The organism is Clostridium oceanicum (assembly GCF_039521385.1).
Taxonomy (GTDB): domain Bacteria; phylum Bacillota; class Clostridia; order Clostridiales; family Clostridiaceae; genus Clostridium_F; species Clostridium_F oceanicum.
The window spans coordinates 174,060-197,602 of the sequence record NZ_BAAACG010000001.1; the positions used below are offsets into that span (position 1 = coordinate 174,060).

General features: G+C 25.2%; 24 protein-coding genes. 18 read left to right on the forward strand and 6 right to left on the reverse strand.

Going from position 1 to position 23,543, the window contains the following annotated elements:
* Nucleotides 1–101: 101 nt before the first annotated feature.
* Both ABDZ71_RS00780 and ABDZ71_RS00785 read left to right on the forward strand, forming a co-directional pair.
* The gene (locus ABDZ71_RS00780) at nt 102–1,007 is read left to right on the forward strand and encodes a glucosaminidase domain-containing protein (protein WP_343757850.1); all 906 of its coding nucleotides are present in this window, start codon (nt 102–104) and stop codon (nt 1,005–1,007) included.
* 427 nt (nt 1,008–1,434) lie between these two features.
* Nucleotides 1,435–2,919: a phytoene desaturase family protein gene (locus ABDZ71_RS00785; RefSeq protein WP_343757852.1), complete on the forward strand. Its 1,485-nt coding sequence runs from the start codon at nt 1,435–1,437 to the stop codon at nt 2,917–2,919.
* Between the two features lie 67 nt (nt 2,920–2,986).
* Here ABDZ71_RS00785 and ABDZ71_RS00790 read toward each other — a convergent pair whose 3' ends face one another.
* Nucleotides 2,987–3,745, reverse strand: a complete 759-nt coding sequence (locus tag ABDZ71_RS00790; RefSeq protein ID WP_343757854.1) for an EFR1 family ferrodoxin — start codon at nt 3,743–3,745, stop codon at nt 2,987–2,989.
* A gap of 385 nt (nt 3,746–4,130) precedes the next feature.
* On the reverse strand, nt 4,131–5,015 hold the full coding sequence (locus tag ABDZ71_RS00795) for a polysaccharide deacetylase family protein (protein WP_343757856.1): 885 nt from the start codon (nt 5,013–5,015) through the stop codon (nt 4,131–4,133).
* Nucleotides 5,016–5,166: 151 nt separating this feature from the next.
* Here ABDZ71_RS00795 and ABDZ71_RS00800 point away from each other — a divergent pair, with 151 nt between their 5' ends.
* The 14 genes from ABDZ71_RS00800 (at nt 5,167) to ABDZ71_RS00865 (ending at nt 17,496) form a co-directional block, all read left to right on the forward strand.
* Nucleotides 5,167–5,760 carry a serine/threonine-protein kinase gene (locus ABDZ71_RS00800; protein ID WP_343757858.1) on the forward strand — a complete coding sequence of 198 codons (594 nt, stop codon included), beginning with the start codon at nt 5,167–5,169 and terminating at the stop codon, nt 5,758–5,760.
* 237 nt (nt 5,761–5,997) lie between these two features.
* Nucleotides 5,998–7,356: an alanine/glycine:cation symporter family protein gene (locus ABDZ71_RS00805; protein ID WP_343757859.1), complete on the forward strand. Its 1,359-nt coding sequence runs from the start codon at nt 5,998–6,000 to the stop codon at nt 7,354–7,356.
* A gap of 532 nt (nt 7,357–7,888) precedes the next feature.
* Nucleotides 7,889–8,062, forward strand: coding sequence for a streptolysin S family TOMM toxin (locus ABDZ71_RS00810; protein WP_343757860.1), 174 nt, complete (start codon nt 7,889–7,891; stop codon nt 8,060–8,062).
* A 1-nt stretch (nt 8,063) separates the two neighbouring features.
* Nucleotides 8,064–8,237, forward strand: a complete 174-nt coding sequence (locus tag ABDZ71_RS00815) for a streptolysin S family TOMM toxin (protein ID WP_343757861.1) — start codon at nt 8,064–8,066, stop codon at nt 8,235–8,237.
* Nucleotide 8,238: 1 nt separating this feature from the next.
* Nucleotides 8,239–8,418, forward strand: coding sequence for a streptolysin S family TOMM toxin (locus tag ABDZ71_RS00820; RefSeq protein WP_343757863.1), 180 nt, complete (start codon nt 8,239–8,241; stop codon nt 8,416–8,418).
* Between the two features lie 183 nt (nt 8,419–8,601).
* Nucleotides 8,602–9,552 carry a SagB family peptide dehydrogenase gene (locus ABDZ71_RS00825; RefSeq protein WP_343757865.1) on the forward strand — a complete coding sequence of 317 codons (951 nt, stop codon included), beginning with the start codon at nt 8,602–8,604 and terminating at the stop codon, nt 9,550–9,552.
* Nucleotides 9,552–10,655, forward strand: a complete 1,104-nt coding sequence (locus ABDZ71_RS00830; protein WP_343757867.1) for a streptolysin associated protein SagC — start codon at nt 9,552–9,554, stop codon at nt 10,653–10,655. The genes ABDZ71_RS00825 and ABDZ71_RS00830 overlap by 1 nt, the downstream gene beginning before the upstream one ends.
* 20 nt (nt 10,656–10,675) lie before the next feature.
* Nucleotides 10,676–12,034 (forward strand): YcaO-like family protein, encoded by a 1,359-nt coding sequence (locus tag ABDZ71_RS00835; protein ID WP_343757869.1) that lies wholly within the window; start codon nt 10,676–10,678, stop codon nt 12,032–12,034.
* Nucleotides 12,009–12,653: a CPBP family intramembrane glutamic endopeptidase gene (locus ABDZ71_RS00840; RefSeq protein ID WP_343757871.1), complete on the forward strand. Its 645-nt coding sequence runs from the start codon at nt 12,009–12,011 to the stop codon at nt 12,651–12,653. Before ABDZ71_RS00835 ends, ABDZ71_RS00840 begins: the two co-directional genes overlap by 26 nt.
* Complete coding sequence (locus ABDZ71_RS00845) at nt 12,653–13,396, forward strand: SagF family protein (RefSeq protein WP_343757873.1); 744 nt, start codon at nt 12,653–12,655, stop codon at nt 13,394–13,396. The genes ABDZ71_RS00840 and ABDZ71_RS00845 overlap by 1 nt, the downstream gene beginning before the upstream one ends.
* A gap of 16 nt (nt 13,397–13,412) precedes the next feature.
* Nucleotides 13,413–14,348 carry an ABC transporter ATP-binding protein gene (locus tag ABDZ71_RS00850; RefSeq protein ID WP_343757875.1) on the forward strand — a complete coding sequence of 312 codons (936 nt, stop codon included), beginning with the start codon at nt 13,413–13,415 and terminating at the stop codon, nt 14,346–14,348.
* Nucleotides 14,349–14,359: 11 nt separating this feature from the next.
* On the forward strand, nt 14,360–15,478 hold the full coding sequence (sagH, locus tag ABDZ71_RS00855) for a SagH family ABC transporter permease subunit (RefSeq protein WP_343757877.1): 1,119 nt from the start codon (nt 14,360–14,362) through the stop codon (nt 15,476–15,478).
* A 1-nt stretch (nt 15,479) separates the two neighbouring features.
* On the forward strand, nt 15,480–16,622 hold the full coding sequence (locus ABDZ71_RS00860) for an ABC transporter permease (protein ID WP_343757879.1): 1,143 nt from the start codon (nt 15,480–15,482) through the stop codon (nt 16,620–16,622).
* Between the two features lie 280 nt (nt 16,623–16,902).
* Nucleotides 16,903–17,496, forward strand: coding sequence for a TlpA family protein disulfide reductase (locus ABDZ71_RS00865; RefSeq protein WP_343757881.1), 594 nt, complete (start codon nt 16,903–16,905; stop codon nt 17,494–17,496).
* 59 nt (nt 17,497–17,555) lie between these two features.
* On the opposite strand, the gene ABDZ71_RS00870 is transcribed toward ABDZ71_RS00865, so the two are convergent.
* The 4 genes from ABDZ71_RS00870 to murQ all read right to left on the reverse strand — a co-directional run bounded on the left by ABDZ71_RS00870 (nt 17,556) and on the right by murQ (nt 21,907).
* The gene (locus ABDZ71_RS00870; RefSeq protein ID WP_343757883.1) at nt 17,556–18,404 is read right to left on the reverse strand and encodes a MurR/RpiR family transcriptional regulator; all 849 of its coding nucleotides are present in this window, start codon (nt 18,402–18,404) and stop codon (nt 17,556–17,558) included.
* Between the two features lie 8 nt (nt 18,405–18,412).
* Complete coding sequence (locus tag ABDZ71_RS00875) at nt 18,413–19,486, reverse strand: DUF871 domain-containing protein (protein ID WP_343757885.1); 1,074 nt, start codon at nt 19,484–19,486, stop codon at nt 18,413–18,415.
* Nucleotides 19,487–19,622: 136 nt separating this feature from the next.
* On the reverse strand, nt 19,623–20,978 hold the full coding sequence (locus ABDZ71_RS00880) for a PTS transporter subunit EIIC (protein WP_343757887.1): 1,356 nt from the start codon (nt 20,976–20,978) through the stop codon (nt 19,623–19,625).
* Nucleotides 20,979–21,001: 23 nt separating this feature from the next.
* Nucleotides 21,002–21,907, reverse strand: a complete 906-nt coding sequence (gene murQ / locus ABDZ71_RS00885) for an N-acetylmuramic acid 6-phosphate etherase (RefSeq protein WP_343757889.1) — start codon at nt 21,905–21,907, stop codon at nt 21,002–21,004.
* 417 nt (nt 21,908–22,324) lie between these two features.
* Between murQ and ABDZ71_RS00890 the strand changes: the two genes are divergently transcribed.
* Together ABDZ71_RS00890 and ABDZ71_RS00895 are read left to right on the forward strand one after the other, a co-directional pair.
* Complete coding sequence (locus tag ABDZ71_RS00890) at nt 22,325–22,708, forward strand: response regulator (protein WP_343757891.1); 384 nt, start codon at nt 22,325–22,327, stop codon at nt 22,706–22,708.
* A 391-nt stretch (nt 22,709–23,099) separates the two neighbouring features.
* The gene (locus ABDZ71_RS00895) at nt 23,100–23,495 is read left to right on the forward strand and encodes a YxeA family protein (protein WP_343757893.1); all 396 of its coding nucleotides are present in this window, start codon (nt 23,100–23,102) and stop codon (nt 23,493–23,495) included.
* Nucleotides 23,496–23,543: the final 48 nt, after the last annotated feature.

Consider the following 23,543-nt stretch of genomic DNA (forward strand, 5'->3'; position numbering starts at 1 on the left):
TATTTATGATATACTATAATTTAAAATAATAGATTATGCAAAATATTCTTAAATGTGTATTTGAATTTTGAATATTATTAGTATTTAATCTTAAAAGGGGGATGAATAAAATTAAAAACTACATTAAAAAGAGTGCTTTTATAATTACTATGATCTTTTCATTTTTAATTCTATTTAATAATTATTCATGTTATGCAGATGATAGTTTTTCTAAAGTAGACGCTCACAAAACTTGGACAATTCATTTTAATAAAAGAGTTGATGAATCTAGTATAAATAGTAGAAATATACTAGTTACAGATTCTAATAATACTACTGTATCTGGAATAACCTTTACTACTATAAATAATGGACTAGCTGTAAAAGTTATTCCACCTAAAGAAGGTTATAAAGAAGGACAAAGTTATAGGTTAACTGTTACTTGTAATTTAAAATCCTTATGTGCTGGTAATTTAAAAGAACAAAAGGTAAAGCTATTTTCTATAAATAAGACTGAAATTCCTAAAATAAAAACTCCTATTCAAGGAGTTGCTGATGTTACAGCTAATCAAATGGCTTCATATGTTTTAAGATATAATAGTAATCCTAATTTACCTATAAGTATAAATGAATTAGCTAAAATATTTTTACAAGAAGGAGCAAAAGAAGGTATAAGAGGAGATATAGCATTTGCTCAAAGTATAAAAGAAACAGGCTTTTTTAGATATGGTGGACAAGTATTACCGGAGCAAAATAATTATGCAGGTATAGGAGCAATTAATAACAGTCCTACTGGAAAAGGTGCTTGGTTTAAAGATCCAAGAGAAGGAGTCAGAGCTCAGATACAGCATTTAAAAGCTTATGCATGTAGAGAGCATTTAAATAGTACATGCGTAGATCCTAGATTTAATTTAGTAACAAGAGGAATAGCACCGAATTGGCAAGACTTAGATGGAAAATGGGCAGTGCCAGGAGTTGGATATGGAGATCAAATATTATCAATTTATAATTCAATTAAAGGAATGTAAATTAAAACAATTTAAAGAAAGTATATTTTAAATTTATAATAATACTGTGACATATTCATATAAAAATATCTGTAATTATAATTACATAGTATGTTTTTAGGCTAGATTATATTTTAATTATTAATATTAAAATATAATCTAGCCTTTTAAGTAGCGAACCCAAATTTATAATTTGGTGTGAGTCACTTACTCAGATGAAGAATGAATCTGAGTTACCTAGATAATTTTAAAGAAAAGAGAAAGAGTTTCATAGATTTCGAACCAAATTATAAATATTAACAAAATATAATAATCTAAAGGTATATTATAGTTATAAAATATAGAAACTACAAATATATGAAGATTTTTTTATTTATACAATGGCAAACTTTTTAAATTTGATATTTATTGTTTAAATAATTATAGATACATTAAAAGGAGAATTGAAATGAGTAAAAAAGTGATTATTGTAGGAGCTGGAATTGGGGGATTAGCTACAGCGGTAAGACTTTTAAGTAGAGGATATGATGTTACTATTTATGAGAAAGAAAGAAACTTAGGGGGAAAGGTAAATGTATTAGAAAGTAAAGGGTTTAAATTTGATTTAACAGCATCTATTTTAATGAATCCAGAAACTTATAAAGAAGTATTTGCTTATGCCAATAGAAATTATAAGGATTATTTAGAATTTATTAAATTAGACCCATTTTATACAGTTAATTATTATGATAAGACTATATATAATCTTTCAACAGATATGGTTAATTTAAGTTCTTCTCTACAATCAGTATCTCCAAAAGATTTTCATGAGTATATAGATTTTTTATCAGAATCTTATAGAAAATATATTATAGCAGATAAATATTTTTTAAATAGATCTTTTAATAATGCTTTTCAGTTTTTTAATCCTATAACTTTAAAAAAAGCCTTAAGTTTAAAAACTTTTTCAAATACATATAGTTATGTATCAAAATACATACAAAATGAAAAAATAAGACAATTTATATGCTTTCAGGCTATGTATATAGGAGTTTCACCTTTTGAGGGTCCTAACATATATACATTAATACCTACTGTATCTCAAATATATGGGCTTTGGCATTTAAAAGGAGGAATGTATTCTTATATTGAAGCTTTGGAGAAATTAATAAATGAATTAGGTGGAGTTATTAAAAAGAATTGTGATGTAAAAGAGATTATAACTTTTAAAAATAAAGCTATAGCTGTTAAAACTCATAATGGAATAGATAAAGGGGATTTAGTAGTTTGTAATGTTGATTATCCTTATGCTGTGAAATATTTGATTAAAGATAAGAGTTTAATAAAAAATGATATCAGAAAAATATCATCTATGGATTATTCTTGTTCTAATTTTATAATTTATTTAGGATTAGATAAAAAATATGATGAACTATCGGTACACAATCAATATATTGGTGTAAATTTTAAAAGAAATATAGAAGATCCTTTTAAAGGTAAAATTCCTAAAAGTCCATCTCTTTATATATACTGTCCAAGTAGGATAGATGATACAGTTGCTCCTAGAGGAAAAGAGTGTTTAAATGTTATGGTAAGAGTTCCTAATCTTTTTTACAAGAATATAAAATGGAATGAAACAACTATAAAATCTTTGAGAAAAAAAGTATTTAATGCTTTAACAAATATAAAAGGATTAGAAGATATAAAGCAGCACATAATATATGAAAATTATCTAACACCTGTAGAAATAAAAAAGTTTTTTAATTCCTATGGAGGAGCGGCCTATTCTTTTAGTAGCAATTTAAATCAAACAAATTATTTTAGACCTCATATAAAATCAGAAAAGATTAGAAATTTATATTTTGTTGGACAGTCTGTACATCCTGGACCAGGAGTATCTATAGTATTACTTTCAAGCAAATTAGTATCACAAGAGATATTAAAGAATCATTAAAAAAATAAATAGAATTTATTCCTATATATTTTAAATTCTATTTATTTTTTTAAATTATATGGATTGTTTAAAATTTATATTGTTTAAATTTTTCTTTTTTATATCTAAAGGCATTAACAGGACATTTGTTTAAACATCTTTGACAAGAAATACAATTAGAATTAAATGTTATTTTACCATTACTTAGCTTTATGTTATTTGTAGGACATTCTTTAACACATTTACCACAGTGAGTACATATGCTTTCATCTACAGATAACTTTTTTTTAGCCCAATTTTTAGAATACATATAGAAAAATTTATAAGAAACCTTTCCAAGATTAACTCTAAATTTGGATATGTGTTTAACATTTTTATTACCTTTTAAGAAAGTGTTAACTAATTTAGAGATCTTTTTATTTGTATTAATTTTTATAGATTTTTTTTCTTCTTCTGGTGTTTCTTTAAACATAGGAACTATATAGTAATTATTGGGCATTTTTATAAAATCTTCTATTACTACATCCATTCCTTTTTCCTTTAAAATTAGATTTAGTTCTTCAGCTCCAGTTCCTTTATTAGAAGCTTGAGTAGAAAATATTATACATTTTTTACTAGTTACGTTTTTTACATTCTTTCTTACCCAAGTAATAAAGTTTTTAGGAAACATTTCTGCATGGATAGGAGCTCCAAAAACGTAAAAATCATATTTGCAGTCTAGATTAGTATTTGTATCAATATCTATTAAATCACAATTTATATTTTTGTTTTTAAATTCTTCATTAAACTTCTTTATAACGTATTTTGTATTACCAGTTCCAGAAAAATATATTAAAGCACCTTTCATATAATACCTCCAATAATATTTAATTAAAAATAAAAGTCTTTATATAAGCATTTATATTATACTAACTAAATAATAATTCTTCAATAATAATTATAATATATAATATTTAAATATTCGTTAATAGATTTTAACCTTATATATAGAGAGATTTTTAGTAATATATTAAAAAGTTATCTAGTATATATAAATATAATTATACGTTAGGAGATGGTAAAGTGAGAAAAAAATTTCATGTAATAGAAGTAAACTGGATAGATAAAAAAGGAAAGAAAAAGAGAGCATGGATAGGAACAAACTCTACATTTAAATAGTTTTAAAATAATACTTATTAAGTAATTGTTAGTTTATATAAAAGCCACCTTATAATTAAATAAGGTGGCTTAGTTTATTTTATGGTGCCAAATTCATATCCTTGTGATTTTAAATAATCTATAATAAGAGGGAGAGCTTTAGCGGAACTTTCTTTTCCGTAAGTATCATGAGTTAATATAACTACTTTATTTTTACCTTTTATAGAATTTTTTAAATAATTTAATAGTTCATCACTACTTTTATGTCCCCCTTCTGCATCTCCGCTCATAGAATTCCAATCAATTGAATAAAATTTATTTTTATTAAAGGTTTGGTTTAAAGCAGGTATATTAGGATCATTATAATAACTTCTTGACATATATCCTCCAGGAAGCCTTATTATTCTTGTAGTAAAATTTTTCCCTAAAATTTTTTTTAGAGAATTATTGGTAAGATTTATTTCTTTCATTAAATTTTCCATACTTATTTTATTATGAGGATATATTATACTTAAGTTATGAGTATAAGAATGATTACCAATAGAATTCCCATCATTATAAATTTGTTTAACTAATTTTTTTGAATAACTATCGCTATTTATGCTTTTGCCTACAAGAAAAAAAGTTCCTCTTACTTTTTTTTCTTTTAAAGTTTTTAATACTTTAGGTGTTACTGTTACTGATGGACCGTCATCAAAGGTTAAAAATGCTATTTTTTTTTCTTTAGGTATAGTTAGTCCATTTTTTTTCATACAATAGTTTTTATTAGAAAGTAACTTCATAACCTCTGGAGCGGCATATTCATAATCTTTTAAATTAGAATAAGGGTTGTACTTTTGTTTATTAGATTGAATAGCCATAGTTTCCTTTGACTCATTCCATTTAAATAAAAGATATTTAGTTAAAAAGAAAGATGCTAAAAATAGTAATATCAATACTGCTGAAGTTAGTATTGATTTCTTTTTTGTTTTTCTATTCATTTTATCTCACCTACCAATATATTTAATATGCATTGTTATAAATTAATATTACATCTAATGTTACTAAAATATAACTTATAACTATAAATTAGATATAATTTCAATATATTATTCATACAAATAGTAATGTAATAATAAGGAAGAGGAGATTATGTATAAAGATAATAGCTATTATATTGATCTAAACAATAAAGCAGAAAATCTTATAAGAAAAGGTGAATTCTTAGGATCGGGTCATAATGGGATAGTATATATGCTTCCTAAAAATAGAGTGATTAAAATTTTTAAAGATATGAAAGTATGTGAGCAAGAATATACTATACTAAAAAGGGCTGGAAAAAATAAAAGTAAATATTTCCCTAAGGTATATGATAGAGGTTCATATTATATTGTTAGAGAATATGTTGGCGGTAAGAGATTAGACAAATATATAAAAAGAAATGGAATAAATAAAAAAATAACTCATAATATAATTAAATTAATAAGAGAATTTAAAAGGATAGGCTTTAATAAATTAGATATAAGATGTAAAGATTTATATGTTAATGAGAAATTTAGTTTAAGAGTAATTGATCCTAAGAATAATTATTCTAAAAAGATGGAGTATCCAAGACATTTGATGAAAGGACTAAATAACCTTGGAGCACTAGAAGATTTTTTAGAAACAGTTAAAGATGAAGCTCCTAAGGAATATAATTTTTGGAGTGAAAGAATAGAGCAATATTTAAAATATGGTATTAAATAAAAACAGAGCTATAATTTTGCTCTGTTTTTTGTTAATTTGATAATTAATTCATAGTATTATGATAAATAAATAATAATATGGCGTTTAACGTCATATATGTTAAAAAAATAACTTTAAAGAGGGATTTCCATTCTTAAATTGAATATATATAGTAAGAAATTACTAATTTTCCTAAAATATAATAATTTATCACTAGGAAAATAGGTTATTTAAATGTGTTTTGAAGGAGGGGTCTACATGGAGTTAATTGATATTGTTAAAAGTATAAATAATGTGTTGTGGAATTATGTATTAATATTTTTACTTTGTGGGGCAGGGGTAATTTTTACTATTTCTTTAAGATTTGTTCAAGTAACTAAATTTAAAAAAGCATTTAAAAAAGCTTTTGGTGGAATAAGATTAAAAGGGAATAAAGCAGGAAGTGAAGGAATGTCTTCCTTTCAAGCTTTAGCAACAGCAATAGCTGCTCAAGTTGGTACAGGTAACTTAGCCGGTGCAGCTACAGCTATAGCATCAGGAGGACCAGGTGCTATATTTTGGATGTGGATAAGTGCTTTTTTTGGAATGGCAACTATATTTGGAGAAGCAGTTTTAGCACAAATTTTTAAAGAAAAGATTAATGGACAAATAACAGGTGGTCCTGCTTATTATATAAGTAAAGGTTTTAAAAGCAAATTTTTAGCAAGCTTTTTTTCAGTAACAATAATAATAGCTTTAGGATTTATAGGTAATATGGTTCAAGCTAATTCAATTGGTGAAGCATTTAAAAATGCTTGGAATGTTCCAACTTTACTTATAGGAGTAATTCTTGCTGTACTTGCATGTTTTGTTTTTATAGGAGGAATAAAAAGAATAGCATCTTTTACTGAAAAGATAGTTCCTATAATGGCACTATTATATATAATAGGAAGCATAGTTATTTTGATTAAAAATGGTTCTAACATATTACCAGCTTTTAAAATGATATTTGTAGCAGCATTTAGTTCTAAGGCTGTAGTAGGTGGAGTGGCCGGTGTTGCTGTAAAAGAATCTATAAGATATGGTGTTGCAAGAGGGCTATTTTCTAATGAAGCTGGTATGGGTTCAACACCTCATGCTCATGCAGTTGCTAAGGTAAAACATCCAGCAGAACAAGGTTTGGTTGCTATAATGGGAGTATTTATGGATACCTTTGTAATACTTACTTTAACAGCCTTAGTAATTTTAACTACTGGAGTTTTAGATGGAAAAACAACAGGGATAGCTTTAACACAAAATGGGTTCGTAGCTGGACTTGGATCTTTTGGAAGTTATTTTATAGCAGTTTCATTATTTTTCTTTGCATTTTCTACAATAATAGGGTGGTATTTTTTCGGAGAAGCAAATGTAAAATATTTATTTAAAGGAAAAGGTTTAAATGTATATAGAATATTAGTAGCTATTTTCATAGTATTAGGAACAACTTTAAAAGTAGATTTAGTTTGGCAACTTGCAGATACCTTTAATGGTCTTATGGTTATTCCTAATGTAATAGCTCTTATAGGACTAGTTAAATTAGTTAAAAAATCTTTGGATGATTACAATGAAAATTTTGATGTACCAAAAATAAATAAATAAATATATTATTTTTAAGATATGTAATAATAAGATAGAACTATCCTAAATATTTAGGATAGTTCTATTTATACAAAATTATATAAATAAATTTTAATTTAATAAAAATTTCAATTAAAGTTTTTTTATAAATATACAATGAATATTATCTTAAGAATACAGAAAAAAAGTCTAAAATATCCGAAAAATGTAAAAATACATATAAAAATATAGTTTTTGTGATTTTTTTATGGTAAATATATATAAAATATGCTATAAAATGTTGCTTTTTGATTTTTTATCATATATAATATGGCAAAAGGATGAGAGTTAAAATAATAACAATTATAAATATAGATTAAATATTTATACATCCTATAAATATATGGAATCATTTAAGATTAATTGTAAGTATAATCGTAAAAAATATTGTTTTAAAGTATTAGGAAATTTATTCAAGCAAGTAAAATTCATAATATTTTGAATATTTTGATTGTAATGATAGTTAATAGCTATCACCACAATAAATTATTTACTTACGATGAGGGGGGATATTATGACAAATAAAAATTCACAATTATTAAACGTCAATGCACATTTATCAAATACTTGTAGTTCAAATGAACAAGTTACAGTTGCACCAGGTGGTTGTTGTTGTACATGCTGTTGTTGTTGCTGTGTATCTGTAAATGTAGGTTCAGGTTCATCATCAACTCAAGGAGGGGCTTAATATGTTAAATAAAAATATGGAATTATTAAATGTAAATTCACACTTATCAAATACTTGCAGTTCAAATGAACAAGTTACAGTTGCACCAGGTGGTTGTTGTTGTACATGTTGTTGTTGTTGCTGCGTATCTGTAAATGTAGGTTCAGGTTCATCATCAACTCAAGGAGGGGCTTAATATGTTAAATAAAAATATGGAATTATTAAATGTAAATTCACACTTATCAAATACTTGCAGTTCAAACGAACAAGTTACAGTTGCACCAGGTGGTTGTTGTTGTACATGTTGTTGTTGTTGCTGTGTATCTGTAAATGTAGGAGGAGGATCTTCATCTACAGCAGGTGGAGGATCAAAATAGTTTAATATCATTTAAGTAATAGTACTTTTAAAATTAAAGGATACGCTAGTTACTATATTAGCGTATCCTAAAGCAATTTTAAACATGTTAGTTAATATTTTGTTTTAGGCACATTCAAATAAATAACTAGTCAGTATGGTAATTTATTTTAATATGCATTATTAAGATAAAGGAGCAATTTACATGAAGAAAAAACATAAAAAGCAGGAAGCTTTAAATGATATAATAAATAATTCTTATAGAAGTAATTTGTTGTCTTTTAATACTCAATATTGTTCAGTATCTCCTTATACAGATACAACGGTAGTTAGAACTCCTGATATGGTGATGAAAGGCAGTTTATTTTCAAAAAATAATAGATTTAGGTCAGAAGAATATCTTTTAAATTATAGAACTAATAATTATTATATAGGTTTTAAGGCAGGAGTAGGTAATTTTTTTCAAACAGGAGCAGCTTTAACTTCTGCTAATAAAGAATTAGAAGAAGAACTGAGTAATGTTGTATATTTATCTAATCCTAAAAAAGTGAAAACATCTCTTGGAATGGCTATTACAGAAAGAAGAAGTATTAGAAATTATTCAAATGACAATATTTCAGAAAAAGAATTATCCACTATACTATATTATTCTCAAGGTGTTTCAACAGAAGCTAAAATTGAAAATATACCTGCTGGGAAAGATACAATTAAATTGAGAAATGCACCTTCTGGAGGAGGGCTGTATCCTATTAAGTTATACGTATACATAAGTAATGTAAAAGGGTTAAGAAATGGTATATATATGTATTATCCTTATTCACATTCTCTTAAACCTATAAATTTGGAATTTAACAAGAAAGATAGTAATAAGTTAGCTGAATTTGCAATGATACAATCTGAAAATTTAAATTTGATATTTTTCTATGTTTATGATGTTTACATTAATACAAGGAAATATGGTGATGGTGGTATGGCATATGCTTTTATTGAAGCAGGAGAAATAGCTCAAAATGTGCAACTACTATCAACAGCATTAGGACTTGGAGCTTGTGATCTTGGAGGATATGAAAAACAGTTTATTGAAAAAACTTTAAATATAGATGGAATAACTAAACATGTTATACACGTTACAGTAGTAGGAAATGAGGATGATTAATGATGAATTCAAACCTTAAAAATTATACTTTAGATGAAAATTTAAGAATTTTTGACAATGGTTCTGATGAAATAAGGCTTAGAATAGGTATTTGGAATTATAATGAAGCTGTTATTAATTTAACAGGACAATCAGAGGACTTTAAGAAATGCATTAGAGATATTTTAAATAAAATGCTTGAAGGAAAAAGTTTTGAAACAACTTCATTAAAAGAATACAATATTTTAGAAGAAGAACAAAACAATATAGTAGGATTATTTGATGGGTTAGTAGCTGCTAAAATGTTATGCTCAAAAGAGCAAAGGGAGTTATCTAATAAAATAACATCTTGTCTTTTAGGAGATTATAAAGCTTGTGTTATGGAGGATGTAACTAAGGAGAAATACAATAATATAGATAGAATTTTATTTATATCAGATAGTAAGTATTGTATTAAAACAGCAAAAGACATGGCAAAAGATATGGAACTTAATATGGATTTTATATCTCACGAATTATATAAAGAAATTAGCATTTCAGATTTGACTACTAATATAGATGCATTTACAACTATATCTCAAATAGAAAAGTTAAGCTTGGAATTTGAAAAATATTGTGGCATAGTAATATGCATGCATAAACCTAAAATTTCCTTACTTAGAAATATAAATAGAATAGCTTTAAAAACAGAAACACCAGTAGTTTCTACATTTATAGATGGACCATTTATAACAGCTTTTTCTATAAATCCACCAAAGACTGGGTGTATAGAATGTTTTGAACAAAGAGCTTTATCTAGAATGGAAGACCATGTATCTTATCAGAAATTTATTAGCAGTAATATAGCTAAAGGTGATGAAGAAAATAAAGGTGTAGTACCTATTTTAAATATGATTACAAATCTTGCCCTATCAGAAGGATATCTTTTAAGTAAACTAAAGGCGTCTAAATTTGAAGGAAGAGTACTTAATATATATGTTCCTTGTTTAGAAATTCAAGTAGAAGATCTTTTAAGAGTACCTTATTGTCCTGCCTGTGGAAATGTATCTAAAGCACAATTAAATGAAATGAATTTATCATCTAGAAGAATAGTAGATGATATAGTAAGCAAAATTGTTGATTAATCATAAGAGGAGAGAGAAAAATGATTCAGTTTTATCCTAGTTTCAATAATGTACTAGATAATTTTCATTCCTTAGCAGGAAATCAAACAGGAATTATGAAATCCGTAATAATGCCTTTAGTTAATATAGAAAGTGATGTTAATTTAAAAAGTATGACAGGAACTATGCCAAATTATCATAAACAGCTTTTTAAAGAAGATGTTAATGTTCAATACCATATTATAGGATATGGTTCTTACTATGAGGAAGCCCTTATAAAATATACAGGAGAAAGTATTGAAAGATATTCAACTGTAGTTACTCCTAAAATGGTAGAAGATAAAATAGTATATGCAACTTATAGAGAAATTAGTAAGCTTGGCAAAACAATGCCTCTTAAATTTATGGATGTCTTTACAAAAGAACAACTTGAAGAAAATAGTAAATATAATAAAGAGTTTTCTGATAAGAAGGTTACTGAAGATGACGTTATAGGATGGATAAAATGCCCATCACTTTTTAATCCTAAAGAAGATATTTATGTTCCTGCTAAAATGATGTTTGTTGGCTATACTGCTAATGAAAAAAAGGGAGAAAAAGCATATATACATTCTTTTAGTACAGGAACAGCATCTCATAAATCATTAAAAAAAGCATTGCTTAATGCTTTAGTAGAATATGTACAAATAGATGCTATGATGATTAATTGGTATACAAACAGAAAAGCACCAAAAGTTATTATAGATGATCCTAGAGTTAAAAATATACTCCAAAGTGTTGGTCTTGGAGAAGATTCTGTATATGAAATTATTCCATTGTATATATCTTTAAAAGATTTACCACTACCTATTTTTTCTATATTTTTAAGGCGTAAGGATAAAAAAATGCCTTATTTATTATATGGAGTGCAAGGAGATTTTGACGTATATAATGGAGTACTTAGAGGAATTATGGAAGGTGCATCTATTTCTTATAGTTCATATTTTAATGCTGTTTATAATACAGATGCTATAAAAAAAGCTGTAAAAGAGGATGTTAAATTTTTAGATTTAGATTCTAATGTTATGTTCTATGCTGCTAATAATAAAATAGAAAAAAAAGATGATTTAGTTAATAGTTTTATTGATGGAGAAATAAATCTATCAGAAGTTCCTACTATAGAGAATTTAAGTGTAGATTCTCAAATTGAAAATCTAATAAAATACTTAAAAAAAGTAAGTGAATATGCAGTATATTTGGATATAACACCACCGGAATCTAGAGAAAAAGGATGGTATGTAATGAGAGTTTTAATTCCAGAAATATTAGAAATGTGTATACCAGATTTTCCATTTAAAAATCATCCAAGAATAGTTAAACATGGAGGAGTAACTAATGGATATCCACATCCAATGCCTTAATGCTATAATATTATTTTTCAGTTTAAATCCTATAATTTTAGCACAAACAGCATTATATAGGAAACCTAAAGATAAGTATACATTTATAGATTTTTTGAAAATACTATCAATAATATACATATTTATATGCATTTGTATATGGATTATTATGCCATATAATTTTAAGTTTAATTTACCAAGGGAAGGTTATTGGTATTGGATATCTGGTGGAGCGGTTTTTGTTTCTTTTTTTATTGAAGTTATAATATCATATATAACTTTGTGGATAAAAGGTAAAACCATAAAAGGGTTAAAAGTTTCATTTTGCTTTCAAAAATCAAGTTTTAAAGCCATAAGTATTACAATAGCAATTGCTATATTTGAAGAATTTATATATAGACAAGTATGGTTTAATATACTTTTAAAAGATTTTAGATTAAATATTATATTGGTTTTAATAATAACTTCATTTGTATATTCTTTAAATCATATGTATCTAGGTAAAATAGTAGTATTTCAAAAATTTTCTTCAGGATTAATTTATGGATGCTTATTTTATTTTAGTAGTGGAAGTATAATTATACCTATAATTACCCACTGTATTCAAAATGTAATTATACTAATGAAAGGTAGGCAATAATGAAAGATTTTTATTCATGTATTTGTACTATACTTATAACAAGTATTTTGGCCATTTTATGGGCCTTGGTTTATAAATTTAATATTAATAAGAGTAAATTTTTAAAAAAAAGTTATCTTTATATTGGAGACTTATTTAATATACAAAAAAAAACATTTTTGTATATGATAAAATTTACTTATTATGTTATGTTTAGTTTAATTTCAATTATTTCTTATAAGATGTATTTTAACGTAAATTTAAAAAATTTATTTAATATACCTTTTAACTTATCTAATATAGGAATAGAAATATTATTATTTATTATATCTATAATTGCAATAATTGAAGTTTGGTTTTTTATAAGTTCTAGTTTTATATATTTTGTATTAAAGAAAGATATGAATAGTGTTATGAATAGTATAAATTGGATTGTGTATGATAAAAAACATCCCATATATACAGGTATTATAAGACCTTTAGGAATAGTGATTATAGAAAGTATATTTTATTATGGGATTATTCTTAACATATTAACTACAAAATATAACATTAGTTATTTATTATCACTTTTTATATTAAGTTTAATATTTGCTTTAAGTAAAATTTTAACTTTAAAAGATATGGATCAGAAGATTCTATTTGGAGCCTGGAGTTTTAGTATGTTCTTTATTTTAGGGGGGTTATTTGGATATACAGATAACATTATCATAGTTATGATTATGTATTGGTTAAATATTAGCTTTTGGGTTTTTAAAAGGTAAAGGGAGGCACATTATTGTGAATATATTAGAAGTAACAAATTTAACTAAAAAATTTGGGAAATTATCCGCAGTAGATGATATTAGTTTTAATATTAAAGAAAAAGAGATCTATGGACTACTTGGTCCTAATGGAGCAGGAAAAAGTACTACTATAAATATGATTTGTGGACTTTTATCTCCTAATGAGGGGCACATAAAAGTATTAGATAAGGATATAAAGAAGTATCCGAAATTTATAAAAAAGAACTTAGGAATTGTACCACAAGATATAGCTATATATGAAGATTTAACAGCTTATGAAAATGTAACTTTCTTTGGAAGTTTATATAGTATAGGTGGTAGTAAACTTAAAGCTAAAGCTCTTGAAGCTTTAGAATTTGTAGGATTAAGGGATAAAGCAAAAGAATTTCCATCAAAATTTTCAGGTGGAATGAAAAGAAGACTTAACATAGCTTGTGCTTTAGTTCATGATCCTAAACTAATAATAATGGACGAACCTACAGTAGGAATAGATCCTCAATCTAGAAATCATATATTAGAATCAATTAAAAAACTTAATGAAAAAGGATGTACCATAGTTTATACAAGTCATTATATGGAAGAAGTAGAAGCTATTTGTAACAAAATTGGAATAATTGACCAAGGCAAAATAATTGCCGAAGGAACAAAAGATCAGTTAAAGAAAATATGTACTGATACAAATATGGTGAAAGTTTCTGTTGATACTACTAAAAATTTAGATGTTAATAAGTTAAAGGAAATAGATGGAGTGGTAAATGTAGCAATTAAAGGTAAAGTAATAAATATTAATACCTTAACATCTATGAAGAATTTAGATAAAATTATCATATATTTTATAGAAAATGATATTACAATAAATAATATAGAAAATGTAAGTGTAGATTTAGAAACTATATTTTTAAAACTTACTGGCAAAAATTTAAGAGATTAGGAGGGAGAGTAGTGATACTTTTAAGTATAATAAAGAAAGAGCTTATTCAAAACTTAAGAGATAAAAAGTCTATGTTTATGATGGTTATCTTCCCTCTTATAATGATAGGCATATTAGGAATGTCTTTGTCATCAGTATTTACATCTTCCAAAGTTATATCAAAATCTAAAGTTTTATATTCAATAAATGATAAATATAAATTAGGAAAAGACTTTAAAGATTTTACAAAGTCTATTGAAAAAGATATGAATATAGAATTTAAAGAAGTTAAAAAAGATAAAGATATTTATAAATATATTGAAGATAGTAAATATGATTGTTATATAAAGATTTCTAGTAACGATAAGATACAGTTATATAACAATAATTTAAGAGATTTTAACTCTAAATTAGTTGAAAGTTTAATTAATACATTTATACAAAAAAACAATGGATTAGAACAAATAGGTGAAGATAATCCTAGAAGTATTGAGAAAATTAATTTAAAGAAAGAGCCTAATTTTGTTAAAATTCAATCCGTTGTAGGAAATAAAAAGCCAAGTTCTATAGACTATTATTCAGTTACAATGTTTACTATGATAATTTTATATGGATCAGCAGTTGGAGCTGGAACAGTAATGTCAGAAAATAGAAGGAATACTTTAAAAAGAGTATATACAAGTTATGCAGGAAAAGGAAAACTTGCTTTAGGTAAAATAATAGGTAGTTTAATAATTGTATTTTTCCAAGTTATGCTAGTTTTCTTGTTTAGTAAGTATATGTTTCATGCATATTGGGGGAACCACATAAAGGAAGTAATACTTATAGCTCTAACACTTGTTATTATGTCAGTTAGCATAGGAATTGGTGCTGCTACTATGAGTAAAAATCAAAATGTTGTATCCATAATTATAAATATGGCTATACCAATAATGGTTTTCTTAGGTGGTGGATATCTTCCTTTAAATATGTTTGGAAAAATATTTTCTAATGTATCACATATATCTCCTATAAAATGGACTAATGATGCTATATTTAAGATAATATACAGTAATGATTTTACTTATATGAGTACTGCTATAACAATAAATTTAATAATAGCAGCAGTATTTATATTACCAGTTATACTAAAGAAAAAGGAGGCATACTAATATGAAAAATGCACTTTTAATAATGAAAAACGTATTGAAAGTTACTTTTAGGAAAAAAATTAATATAATATCTTTATTAGTATTGCCAACTTTAGGTATACTCATATCATTATTTCTTAATAGTGCAAGTTCTAGTTCAATTAAAGTTGGAGTAGTAAATTTAGATAAAAGTATTATTTCTAAGGATATAGTGAAATCAATAAAAGATAACAAAAGATATAATTTGATAGAATTAAAAGAAAAGGAAATAAATCCTAAAGTATCAGATCAAATTGTAGATTGTGCAATAGTTATACCTAATGATTTTGAAGAAAAAATAATAAAAAATGATTTTAAAGAAATTAAGATTATATCTATAAAAGGTGAAGATGTTACAGCATGGATAAAAAATTATATGAACTATTATATTGATACGTTATCTGATATAGCAATCTCATCAAAGGGAGATAAGGATGAATTTTATAAAACCTACAATGGATTTAAAAATCAAAAACTAAAGCTTGAAAATATAAAAATTCAAGATAAAACTAAATCAAAAGGTGTTACAAAACAAAGTATAGGATTTTTATTAGTATTTATGATGATAGCTTGTAGTGTTACTGCTAATTTTATAATAAGAGAAAAAACTATGAGAACATATTTTAGGATAAGTTGTTCTCCAGTAAGTAAAACTCAATATGTACTTGGAAATGTATTAGCTAATTTAGTAATAAATATTATACAGATATCTATAATACTTTTAGTATCAATGAAATTACTAAATCTTAATTTTAATGTTAGTACAGACATACTAATTTACATATTAGTAAGCTTTTCATTTGTTACTATAGGGATAGGTATTCTTATATCTGCATTTTCAACTACAGTAAATCAATCTTCTCAAATGGCTAATATAATAATAACTCCTACATGTATGTTATCAGGATGTTTGTGGCCTATAGAAATGATGCCATCTGTATTTAAAAAAATAGCATATATTTTCCCACAAAGTTGGGTTTTAAAAGCCATAAATGATCTTCAATATGGAAAAACTTTTGGGGATGTATATAAATATATAATAATAACTTTATGCTTTGCTTTAGTGTTTTTTATAATAGGAATAATTAAGATGAAAAAAGACGAAGAATTAAAGAGTTTTGTGTAATATTACTATTTCAAAATTAAATTATGCTACCTTATATATAAGTCAGATTCAAATAAATAACTAGTGAATAATATAGTTTATTTTCACTTGTTATTTATTTTTATATTCTTAATACAAAAATAAAGAGAGTACTCTATTTTAAAGGGGTATTCTCTTTATTTTATTTTTATAAAATACATAGTTTTACTTTCTTTTTACAACTTCAATGAAAAATTAATATATAAGACTTGTATTATATAATTGTAATATTATTTATTTTATAAAATAGGGGGATAGGAATTTGAATTTAAAGAAAATTAATATTTATTTTATGTTAGTAGTTATATTAATAATTGGTATAGGAATATTAAAAATTCAGTTTAATAAGAAGAAAACTTTAAATAAAAAAGATATAAAATTAACTAGCAGTGAAAACAAAGAAGATAGTGAAGAAATTTCACTTAAAACCTTAAAATTTATTCCTAGTTTCAACCTTAAAGATGAAAAAGACAAAGAAATAAATAGTGGAATTTTTAAAGATAATAAAATTACATTAGTAAATTTGTGGGGGTCCTGGAGTAAGGACTCCTTAGATGAATTAGTATATATTGAAGAAATACATAATGAAATGAAAGATCAAGGGGTAAATGTAATAGGAATAGTAGAAGATGGACCTAAAAATAAAAAAGGTATAAAATATATTCTTAGAAATGAAAATATAACATTTAGAAATATTATACCTAATGAAGAGTTCTATAGAGAATTTGTAAGTTTATTTTCATCATATCCTTATTCTGTAATCGTTGATAGCAACGGTAAAATTATAGAGTTTATAAATGGAAGAAGGGAAAAATCTCAATATAAAAATCTAATCGAAAAAGCATTGAAAAAGTAAATAAGATTTAAAGATAAATAAATTACTAAGGGGAAAGTTTTTGTTTCCCCCCTTTAGTATTATCTTAAATTGTATTGATCGATTATTTTTCTAGTTTTTATTAAATTATTTTCTATATCATTAATATTATCTTTAGAAATTCCAATGAAAAGCATATCAATAATAGTAAGTTGAGAAAGTCTAGAAGACATGGCTCCTTCTCTAATGTCTTTTTCTATATAAGGAATATACAAATTTATATCAGATATTTTTGCTAGCTTATTATTTAGGCTATTTCGAGTAATTGATATTATTGGTACATTAAGTTTTTTACAATTTTCAGCAATTGATATTATTTCATGGGTATTTCCAGAATAGGATATAATTAAAGCTACATCATCTTTATTCATAAGTATGGAAGAAGTCATTTGAAGATGGGAATCTATATTACAAGTAGATTTTTTGTTTATCCTTATTAGCTTGTAATATAGATCCATACCAACTAAAGAAGAAACCCCAATTCCGTATATACATATATTATTAGCATCTCTAAGAATGTTAATAGCTTTATCTAAATCTTTTTCTTTTATAAGATCTATAGTTTCATCTATAGTAGAAGTTATAGAATGTTTTATTCCAGATATTATATTTTTAGTAGATAAATCTTTACCTATATAGTCAAAAGGTTTATGAACAGTATTTTTAGCATTACATATTGAAACCTTTAGTTTTAACTCATTAAAACTATCTAGCCCTAATTTTTTAGAAAACCTAATGACTGTAGCGGCAGATGTATTAGTTAATTTACCTAAATCTTTTGAAGAAAGATTTAAAAGATCATCCTCTGTATTAAGTATATAATTGGCAATTTTTTTTTCTGTTGAAGTAAAGTTATTATAATTTTTTTTAACATAGCTTAAAATAGTCATCTTATCACCTAAACCATTCTAAATTTGAATTTTTTATTGTTTGTTATGTATTTTAATAAAAATCTTTCTTCTTTTAAAATATTTCCAACAACATTTACACGTTCATCTCTTGGAAGGTCTGTAGTTAATATTTGAATTTCTCCCATATATCTTAGGTAATCTTTATTATCTATAGTAATGCTTCCATAAGGTCTATTAGAAGTTTTTTCTTTTTCTATTATATTATTTTCTAAAAGCAGTCTACTTTCATTAGTTCTTATAACATCTCTTGAAGTATCTTTTCTAGATGTATAAGTATAGTTTAAAAGCTTTAAGCTGGTTTTATCAGAAGTTATAGGTTTCATAGAAAGTTCTATTATATCTTTATTAAGAGAAGATAAATCTTTTAATTCTTTTATACTTGGCATAGAATCACCAATAAATATATCATCAATACCTAAAGCATATAGGTGTTTTGATGCTAAATAAACAGACATATCTCTGTGATCTTCCATAGTTGGTAGACCATCTTTTAAAGGACTTCTCTTTTTATTATTTGATTGAACAAAGGCACTTACTTTTATACCCTTTTCTTTTAGTAAATGATTTTTTTCAAGGAGGCATTTTTCTGATATACCTGTATTTCTTCTAGGATAAAAATTATGTAAGGAATCTATATTATTATAGTTTGGATTAAAGTTATCTAATTTATTAAAAAAGTTTTTTGTGATTGTTGAAGCGTTTAATTGAACTTTTATATTATAAGGATTCCTACTTATGTTTGCAATTTCTTTTTCAGAATAACCAAAATCGATTCTAATAGTTTGAATCCCAAAATTTTTAAGTGATTTTAAATCTAAGTTATTTAATCCTAAGAATTTAAAAGTATTAGGCGATATGTCGCTTATTATATCCATATTATATTCTTTAGCTACTTTTAAAAAATTTGTTACTTCTTTTTTTAGTATATCATAATTTGTTTCTGGTATATGTAATGAAGTAAATATTCTATTAAATCCTAGTGTTTTAGCTTGTTTTAACAATTGTAAATTTTCTTCTTTTGAGTTATCAAGTCCAAAATAAATAGATATTCCAAAACTCATAAATTTAACCTCCAATTAAAAAGGCATATTTAAGGTTTATATGCCTAATTTATATTTTATTAGGGCAAAAAACACATATTGCCTAATGTGTAAGCAATATATGTTTTTTATAATAATTATATATTTTATCATTTAATTAATTTTCAGGATCTTCAAAGCCTAGTAATGTAGTTGCTATAAAACCAGCTATGTAAGAAACTAATAAACCAATAATATACATAAGTATTTTATTAGTTGTTGCAGCTAAAGGTAATCCAGATAAACCCATTGATGTTGCGGATACACTTAATAATGCTTGAGCTGAACCACCGAAGGCTCCACCTATACATGCTCCTATAAAAGGTTTTCCTAAAGGTAATGTTACACCATATATTAAAGGTTCACCTACACCCATTATACCAACAAGTAAACTAGATGCTACAGTCTTTTTTAATCTATCATTTTTACTTTTGAAATATACTGCAATAGAGGCACCAACTTGTCCAGCTCCAGCCATAGCTAATATTGGAAGTAATGGATTTAATCCAGTACTACTTAATAAATCAGCATGTATTGGTGTTAATCCTTGATGTAATCCTGTCATAACTAGTGGAAGGAATGTACCACCTAGTAAGAATCCTGTAAATGCCCCACCTTTTTCAATGGCTGTTTTTGTTGCTAAACCTATAGATTCAGAAATTACTCCACCTAGAGGTTGTAATATTAAAATTGCTACAAATGTAGAAACTAATATAACTATTAATGGTGTTAAAAATAAGTCCAATGTACTAGGAACTATTTTTCTTGTTTTCTTTTCAATAAAAGATGCAAAGAAAACTACTAATAATACTGCTATAATACCACCTCTAGCAGGTACAAGTGGTTTACCAAACAAAGAAATTTTAGCTAAATCAGGATGAGAAATAACTGCAGCCATTACACCACCAAGCATAGGAGAACCACCAAATTCTTTTGCTGCATTAACACCTACAAAAAGATTTAATCCAAAAAATACAGCATTACCTGCAACTTTTAATAACCCTATAAATGGGCCAGTTGATAGGGAAGGATTAACTTTTAAAACTATATTTAATATAGCAGTTACCAGTCCACAGGCTATAAAAGCTGGTATTAAAGGTATAAATATATTAGAAAGCTTTTTTAACCCTAATTTAAAAGGTGTTGCATTTTTTTTCTTTAGTTCTTGTTTTAATTTTTTACCATTATCAATACCTATTTTTACTTTATCTTTAGAATCTGAATTAACAATTTTAGAAAACTTTTCATAAACTTTGTTAACTTTTCCTGGACCTATAATTATATGGAGTTCAGAGTTAGATTTTATAGCCCCCAAAACTCCATCAACTTCTTTTAGTTTTTCAATATTGATTGTATCTAAGTTTTTTAAGTTAAGCCTTAATCTTGTCATACAATGTTCTATAGATACAATGTTCTCCTCAGGTCCTACGATGTTATAAATTTTTTGTGCCAGTAATTCAAAGTTTTCACTCATATAAAATATCCTCCTTAAAATTTTTAAATATTTTCTAGAGCTTTTGAAATGTAACCTTGATTTTTTTCAAGTTTTAACTTGGCTTCTTCTTTTGATAATTTAGATAAAATCATAAAGATTGATAATTTAACATCATATTTTGTTTCTTTTAAGATTTTTATAGCATCATTTTTTGAAATTCCTGTAGCTTCTGTAACTATATTTTTAGCTCTTTCTATTAATTTAGCATTTGTTGGTTTGACATCAACCATTAAGTTACTGTATACTTTTCCAAGTTTTATCATCGCTCCAGTTGATAACATGTTTAAAACTAATTTTTGAGCAGTTCCAGCTTTAAGTCTAGTTGAACCAGTTACAACTTCTGCACCTACTATAGGACATATAGATATTTTAGATACTTTAGATACTTCAGATTTTGAATTACATGAAATTGATATAGTTAAAGCATCTATTTCATTAGCATATTCTAGTGCTCCTACTACATAAGGTGTTCTTCCAGAAGCTGCAAGACCTACTACTATATCAGTAGGATTAAGCATTTTTATTTTTAAATCTTTAACAGCCAGCTCTTTAGAATCCTCAGCTCCTTCTTTTGCTCTAAATATAGCTTCATATCCACCAGCTATTATACCTTGTACTAATTCTTCAGATACGCCATAAGTTGGTGGACATTCTGAAGCATCTAAGATTCCAAGTCTTCCAGAAGTACCAGCTCCAACGTATATAAGTCTTCCTCCATCTAATAATCTTTCGTGAATTTTATCAATAGCTTTTGCTATTTTAGGTAATTCTTTTTCAATAGCTTTAGGAACTTCTTTGTCTTCTTTATTTATTTTTTTTACCATTTCTAGTGTAGAAATAGTATCAATATCTAAAGTATTAGAATTCCTACTTTCTGTAGTTAATGATTTTAAATCAATATTTTTCATAATTATACTCTCCTCAAAGTTAAATTATTTATAAAAGATAGTTATATGATAGCACTTATGAAATAGTGTTTCAATAATATTTAATAAATTTGAAATATTATTTCAAATAATTATATGGAAATCATTACCTAAAAATTTTATGCTAAATATTGTTATAATTTGAATAGAAAGTACGATATAATTATTATATAGGTAATTTAGGTTTTAATTAGTTTTAAAGTATAAGATTTAGGCATATGAAAATAGATAGTAAGTTAAAGATTCCAGCTGATTTTTTAAATATAATCACTTAGTTTCTATTAATAGTTTGTTATTAGGTTGTAAGGAAAAAGTGATTTATGGATTAGACTAGAATATTGACTAGTTATTTATTTGAGTGTGTCTTGTACTAAATAAGAAAAGGAAGTGCAATTTATTATGGACATAAATAAAAAGAATATATTAGTAGTTGATGATTCACAAAGTGTAAGAAATTATATGAAAATGATCTTAGAAAGAGCGAAATACAGAGTATTTGTGGCTAAGGACGGCCAAGAAGCTATTGATATATATAGAAAGTATAAATGCATAGATTTAGTTGTTACAGATATATATATGCCAAGGAAAACTGGCGGAGATTTAATAATGGAATTAAAAAAAGAAAATAATAACATAAAAATAATAGCTTTTTCTGATGGTGGAAAATATAATTTTTCCAATGAATCTGGTGAGTGTGAATCAATAGGTGCAACTTACTTTATAAAAAAAGAAAATATAAATAACGAATTAGTAGATTTAGTTAATAAAATATTTTCAAAATAAAAAAGAACTTCTAAAAGTATAAAACTAAATTTTATATCTATAATAAATTAGTTTTATATTATTATATCCATATTTTAATCGTGGCTTGTCTAATAAATCTGTACTTGTTAAATTATCAAGTAACATGTCTAGATATAAGGATGTTAATGAATATAAGTTAGTTTAGCTATAAAAATATATAATTAAATTTGTAATTTTAAAGAGAACTTTTAAGTTCTCTTTTTTATTTTTGCATTTTTTAAAATTTATTGTTGTTGTATTTTTTTTATGTAAATATATTATGATGTTACATGACAAATTTGTAAGAAAAGTGTAAGCTAATTCCCTTTGAGTTAATGTGTCTAGTTGATATGATAAATTTAGAAACAGATTAAAAGAAGAGGTGATTAATTTGAAAAAGAGATTAATAAAAGTATTTATTATATTATTTGTTATTGTATTAGGATTTGGAATTGCAGAGAAGAATAACTTTTTAGAAATGAAAAGATGGGGAGAAAGAAAGTACTATATTCAAGTAAAAGAGAATGGAACAAAAGTAAATACTAAAGATAAAAAAGGTAATCCTTCCTATTATTATAATTATGAAAAAGTAGCTGCATATAATAAAGATGGACAAAAAATAGAAATAAATTATATCAGTAGTAAAAATTTAAAGATGAATGCTTATATTTGTGTTTATGTAAAATTTCCTAGAAAAAATAAAATAAATACTATACAAAGTTATGAAGAAGTAGCTTACGAAAAATTACCTCAAAAGGTAAAGGGTAAATTAAATAAAGTAAAATAAGATTTTGATTATAGGTTAAAGTGGCTATAATATAAACTAGATTGATGA

What these genes read in the sequence shown, in the direction of transcription:
- ABDZ71_RS00780 (WP_343757850.1), top strand. Translation starts at nt 102, where the DNA reads ATGAATAAAATTAAAAACTACATTAAAAAGAGTGCTTTTATAATTACT.
- ABDZ71_RS00785 (WP_343757852.1), top strand. Translation starts at nt 1,435, where the DNA reads ATGAGTAAAAAAGTGATTATTGTAGGAGCTGGAATTGGGGGATTAGCT.
- ABDZ71_RS00790 (WP_343757854.1), bottom strand. Translation starts at nt 3,745, where the DNA reads ATGAAAGGTGCTTTAATATATTTTTCTGGAACTGGTAATACAAAATAC.
- ABDZ71_RS00795 (WP_343757856.1), bottom strand. Translation starts at nt 5,015, where the DNA reads ATGAATAGAAAAACAAAAAAGAAATCAATACTAACTTCAGCAGTATTG.
- ABDZ71_RS00800 (WP_343757858.1), top strand. Translation starts at nt 5,167, where the DNA reads ATGTATAAAGATAATAGCTATTATATTGATCTAAACAATAAAGCAGAA.
- ABDZ71_RS00805 (WP_343757859.1), top strand. Translation starts at nt 5,998, where the DNA reads ATGGAGTTAATTGATATTGTTAAAAGTATAAATAATGTGTTGTGGAAT.
- ABDZ71_RS00810 (WP_343757860.1), top strand. Translation starts at nt 7,889, where the DNA reads ATGACAAATAAAAATTCACAATTATTAAACGTCAATGCACATTTATCA.
- ABDZ71_RS00815 (WP_343757861.1), top strand. Translation starts at nt 8,064, where the DNA reads ATGTTAAATAAAAATATGGAATTATTAAATGTAAATTCACACTTATCA.
- ABDZ71_RS00820 (WP_343757863.1), top strand. Translation starts at nt 8,239, where the DNA reads ATGTTAAATAAAAATATGGAATTATTAAATGTAAATTCACACTTATCA.
- ABDZ71_RS00825 (WP_343757865.1), top strand. Translation starts at nt 8,602, where the DNA reads ATGAAGAAAAAACATAAAAAGCAGGAAGCTTTAAATGATATAATAAAT.
- ABDZ71_RS00830 (WP_343757867.1), top strand. Translation starts at nt 9,552, where the DNA reads ATGATGAATTCAAACCTTAAAAATTATACTTTAGATGAAAATTTAAGA.
- ABDZ71_RS00835 (WP_343757869.1), top strand. Translation starts at nt 10,676, where the DNA reads ATGATTCAGTTTTATCCTAGTTTCAATAATGTACTAGATAATTTTCAT.
- ABDZ71_RS00840 (WP_343757871.1), top strand. Translation starts at nt 12,009, where the DNA reads ATGGATATCCACATCCAATGCCTTAATGCTATAATATTATTTTTCAGT.
- ABDZ71_RS00845 (WP_343757873.1), top strand. Translation starts at nt 12,653, where the DNA reads ATGAAAGATTTTTATTCATGTATTTGTACTATACTTATAACAAGTATT.
- ABDZ71_RS00860 (WP_343757879.1), top strand. Translation starts at nt 15,480, where the DNA reads ATGAAAAATGCACTTTTAATAATGAAAAACGTATTGAAAGTTACTTTT.
- ABDZ71_RS00870 (WP_343757883.1), bottom strand. Translation starts at nt 18,404, where the DNA reads ATGACTATTTTAAGCTATGTTAAAAAAAATTATAATAACTTTACTTCA.
- ABDZ71_RS00875 (WP_343757885.1), bottom strand. Translation starts at nt 19,486, where the DNA reads ATGAGTTTTGGAATATCTATTTATTTTGGACTTGATAACTCAAAAGAA.
- ABDZ71_RS00880 (WP_343757887.1), bottom strand. Translation starts at nt 20,978, where the DNA reads ATGAGTGAAAACTTTGAATTACTGGCACAAAAAATTTATAACATCGTA.
- murQ (WP_343757889.1), bottom strand. Translation starts at nt 21,907, where the DNA reads ATGAAAAATATTGATTTAAAATCATTAACTACAGAAAGTAGGAATTCT.
- ABDZ71_RS00890 (WP_343757891.1), top strand. Translation starts at nt 22,325, where the DNA reads ATGGACATAAATAAAAAGAATATATTAGTAGTTGATGATTCACAAAGT.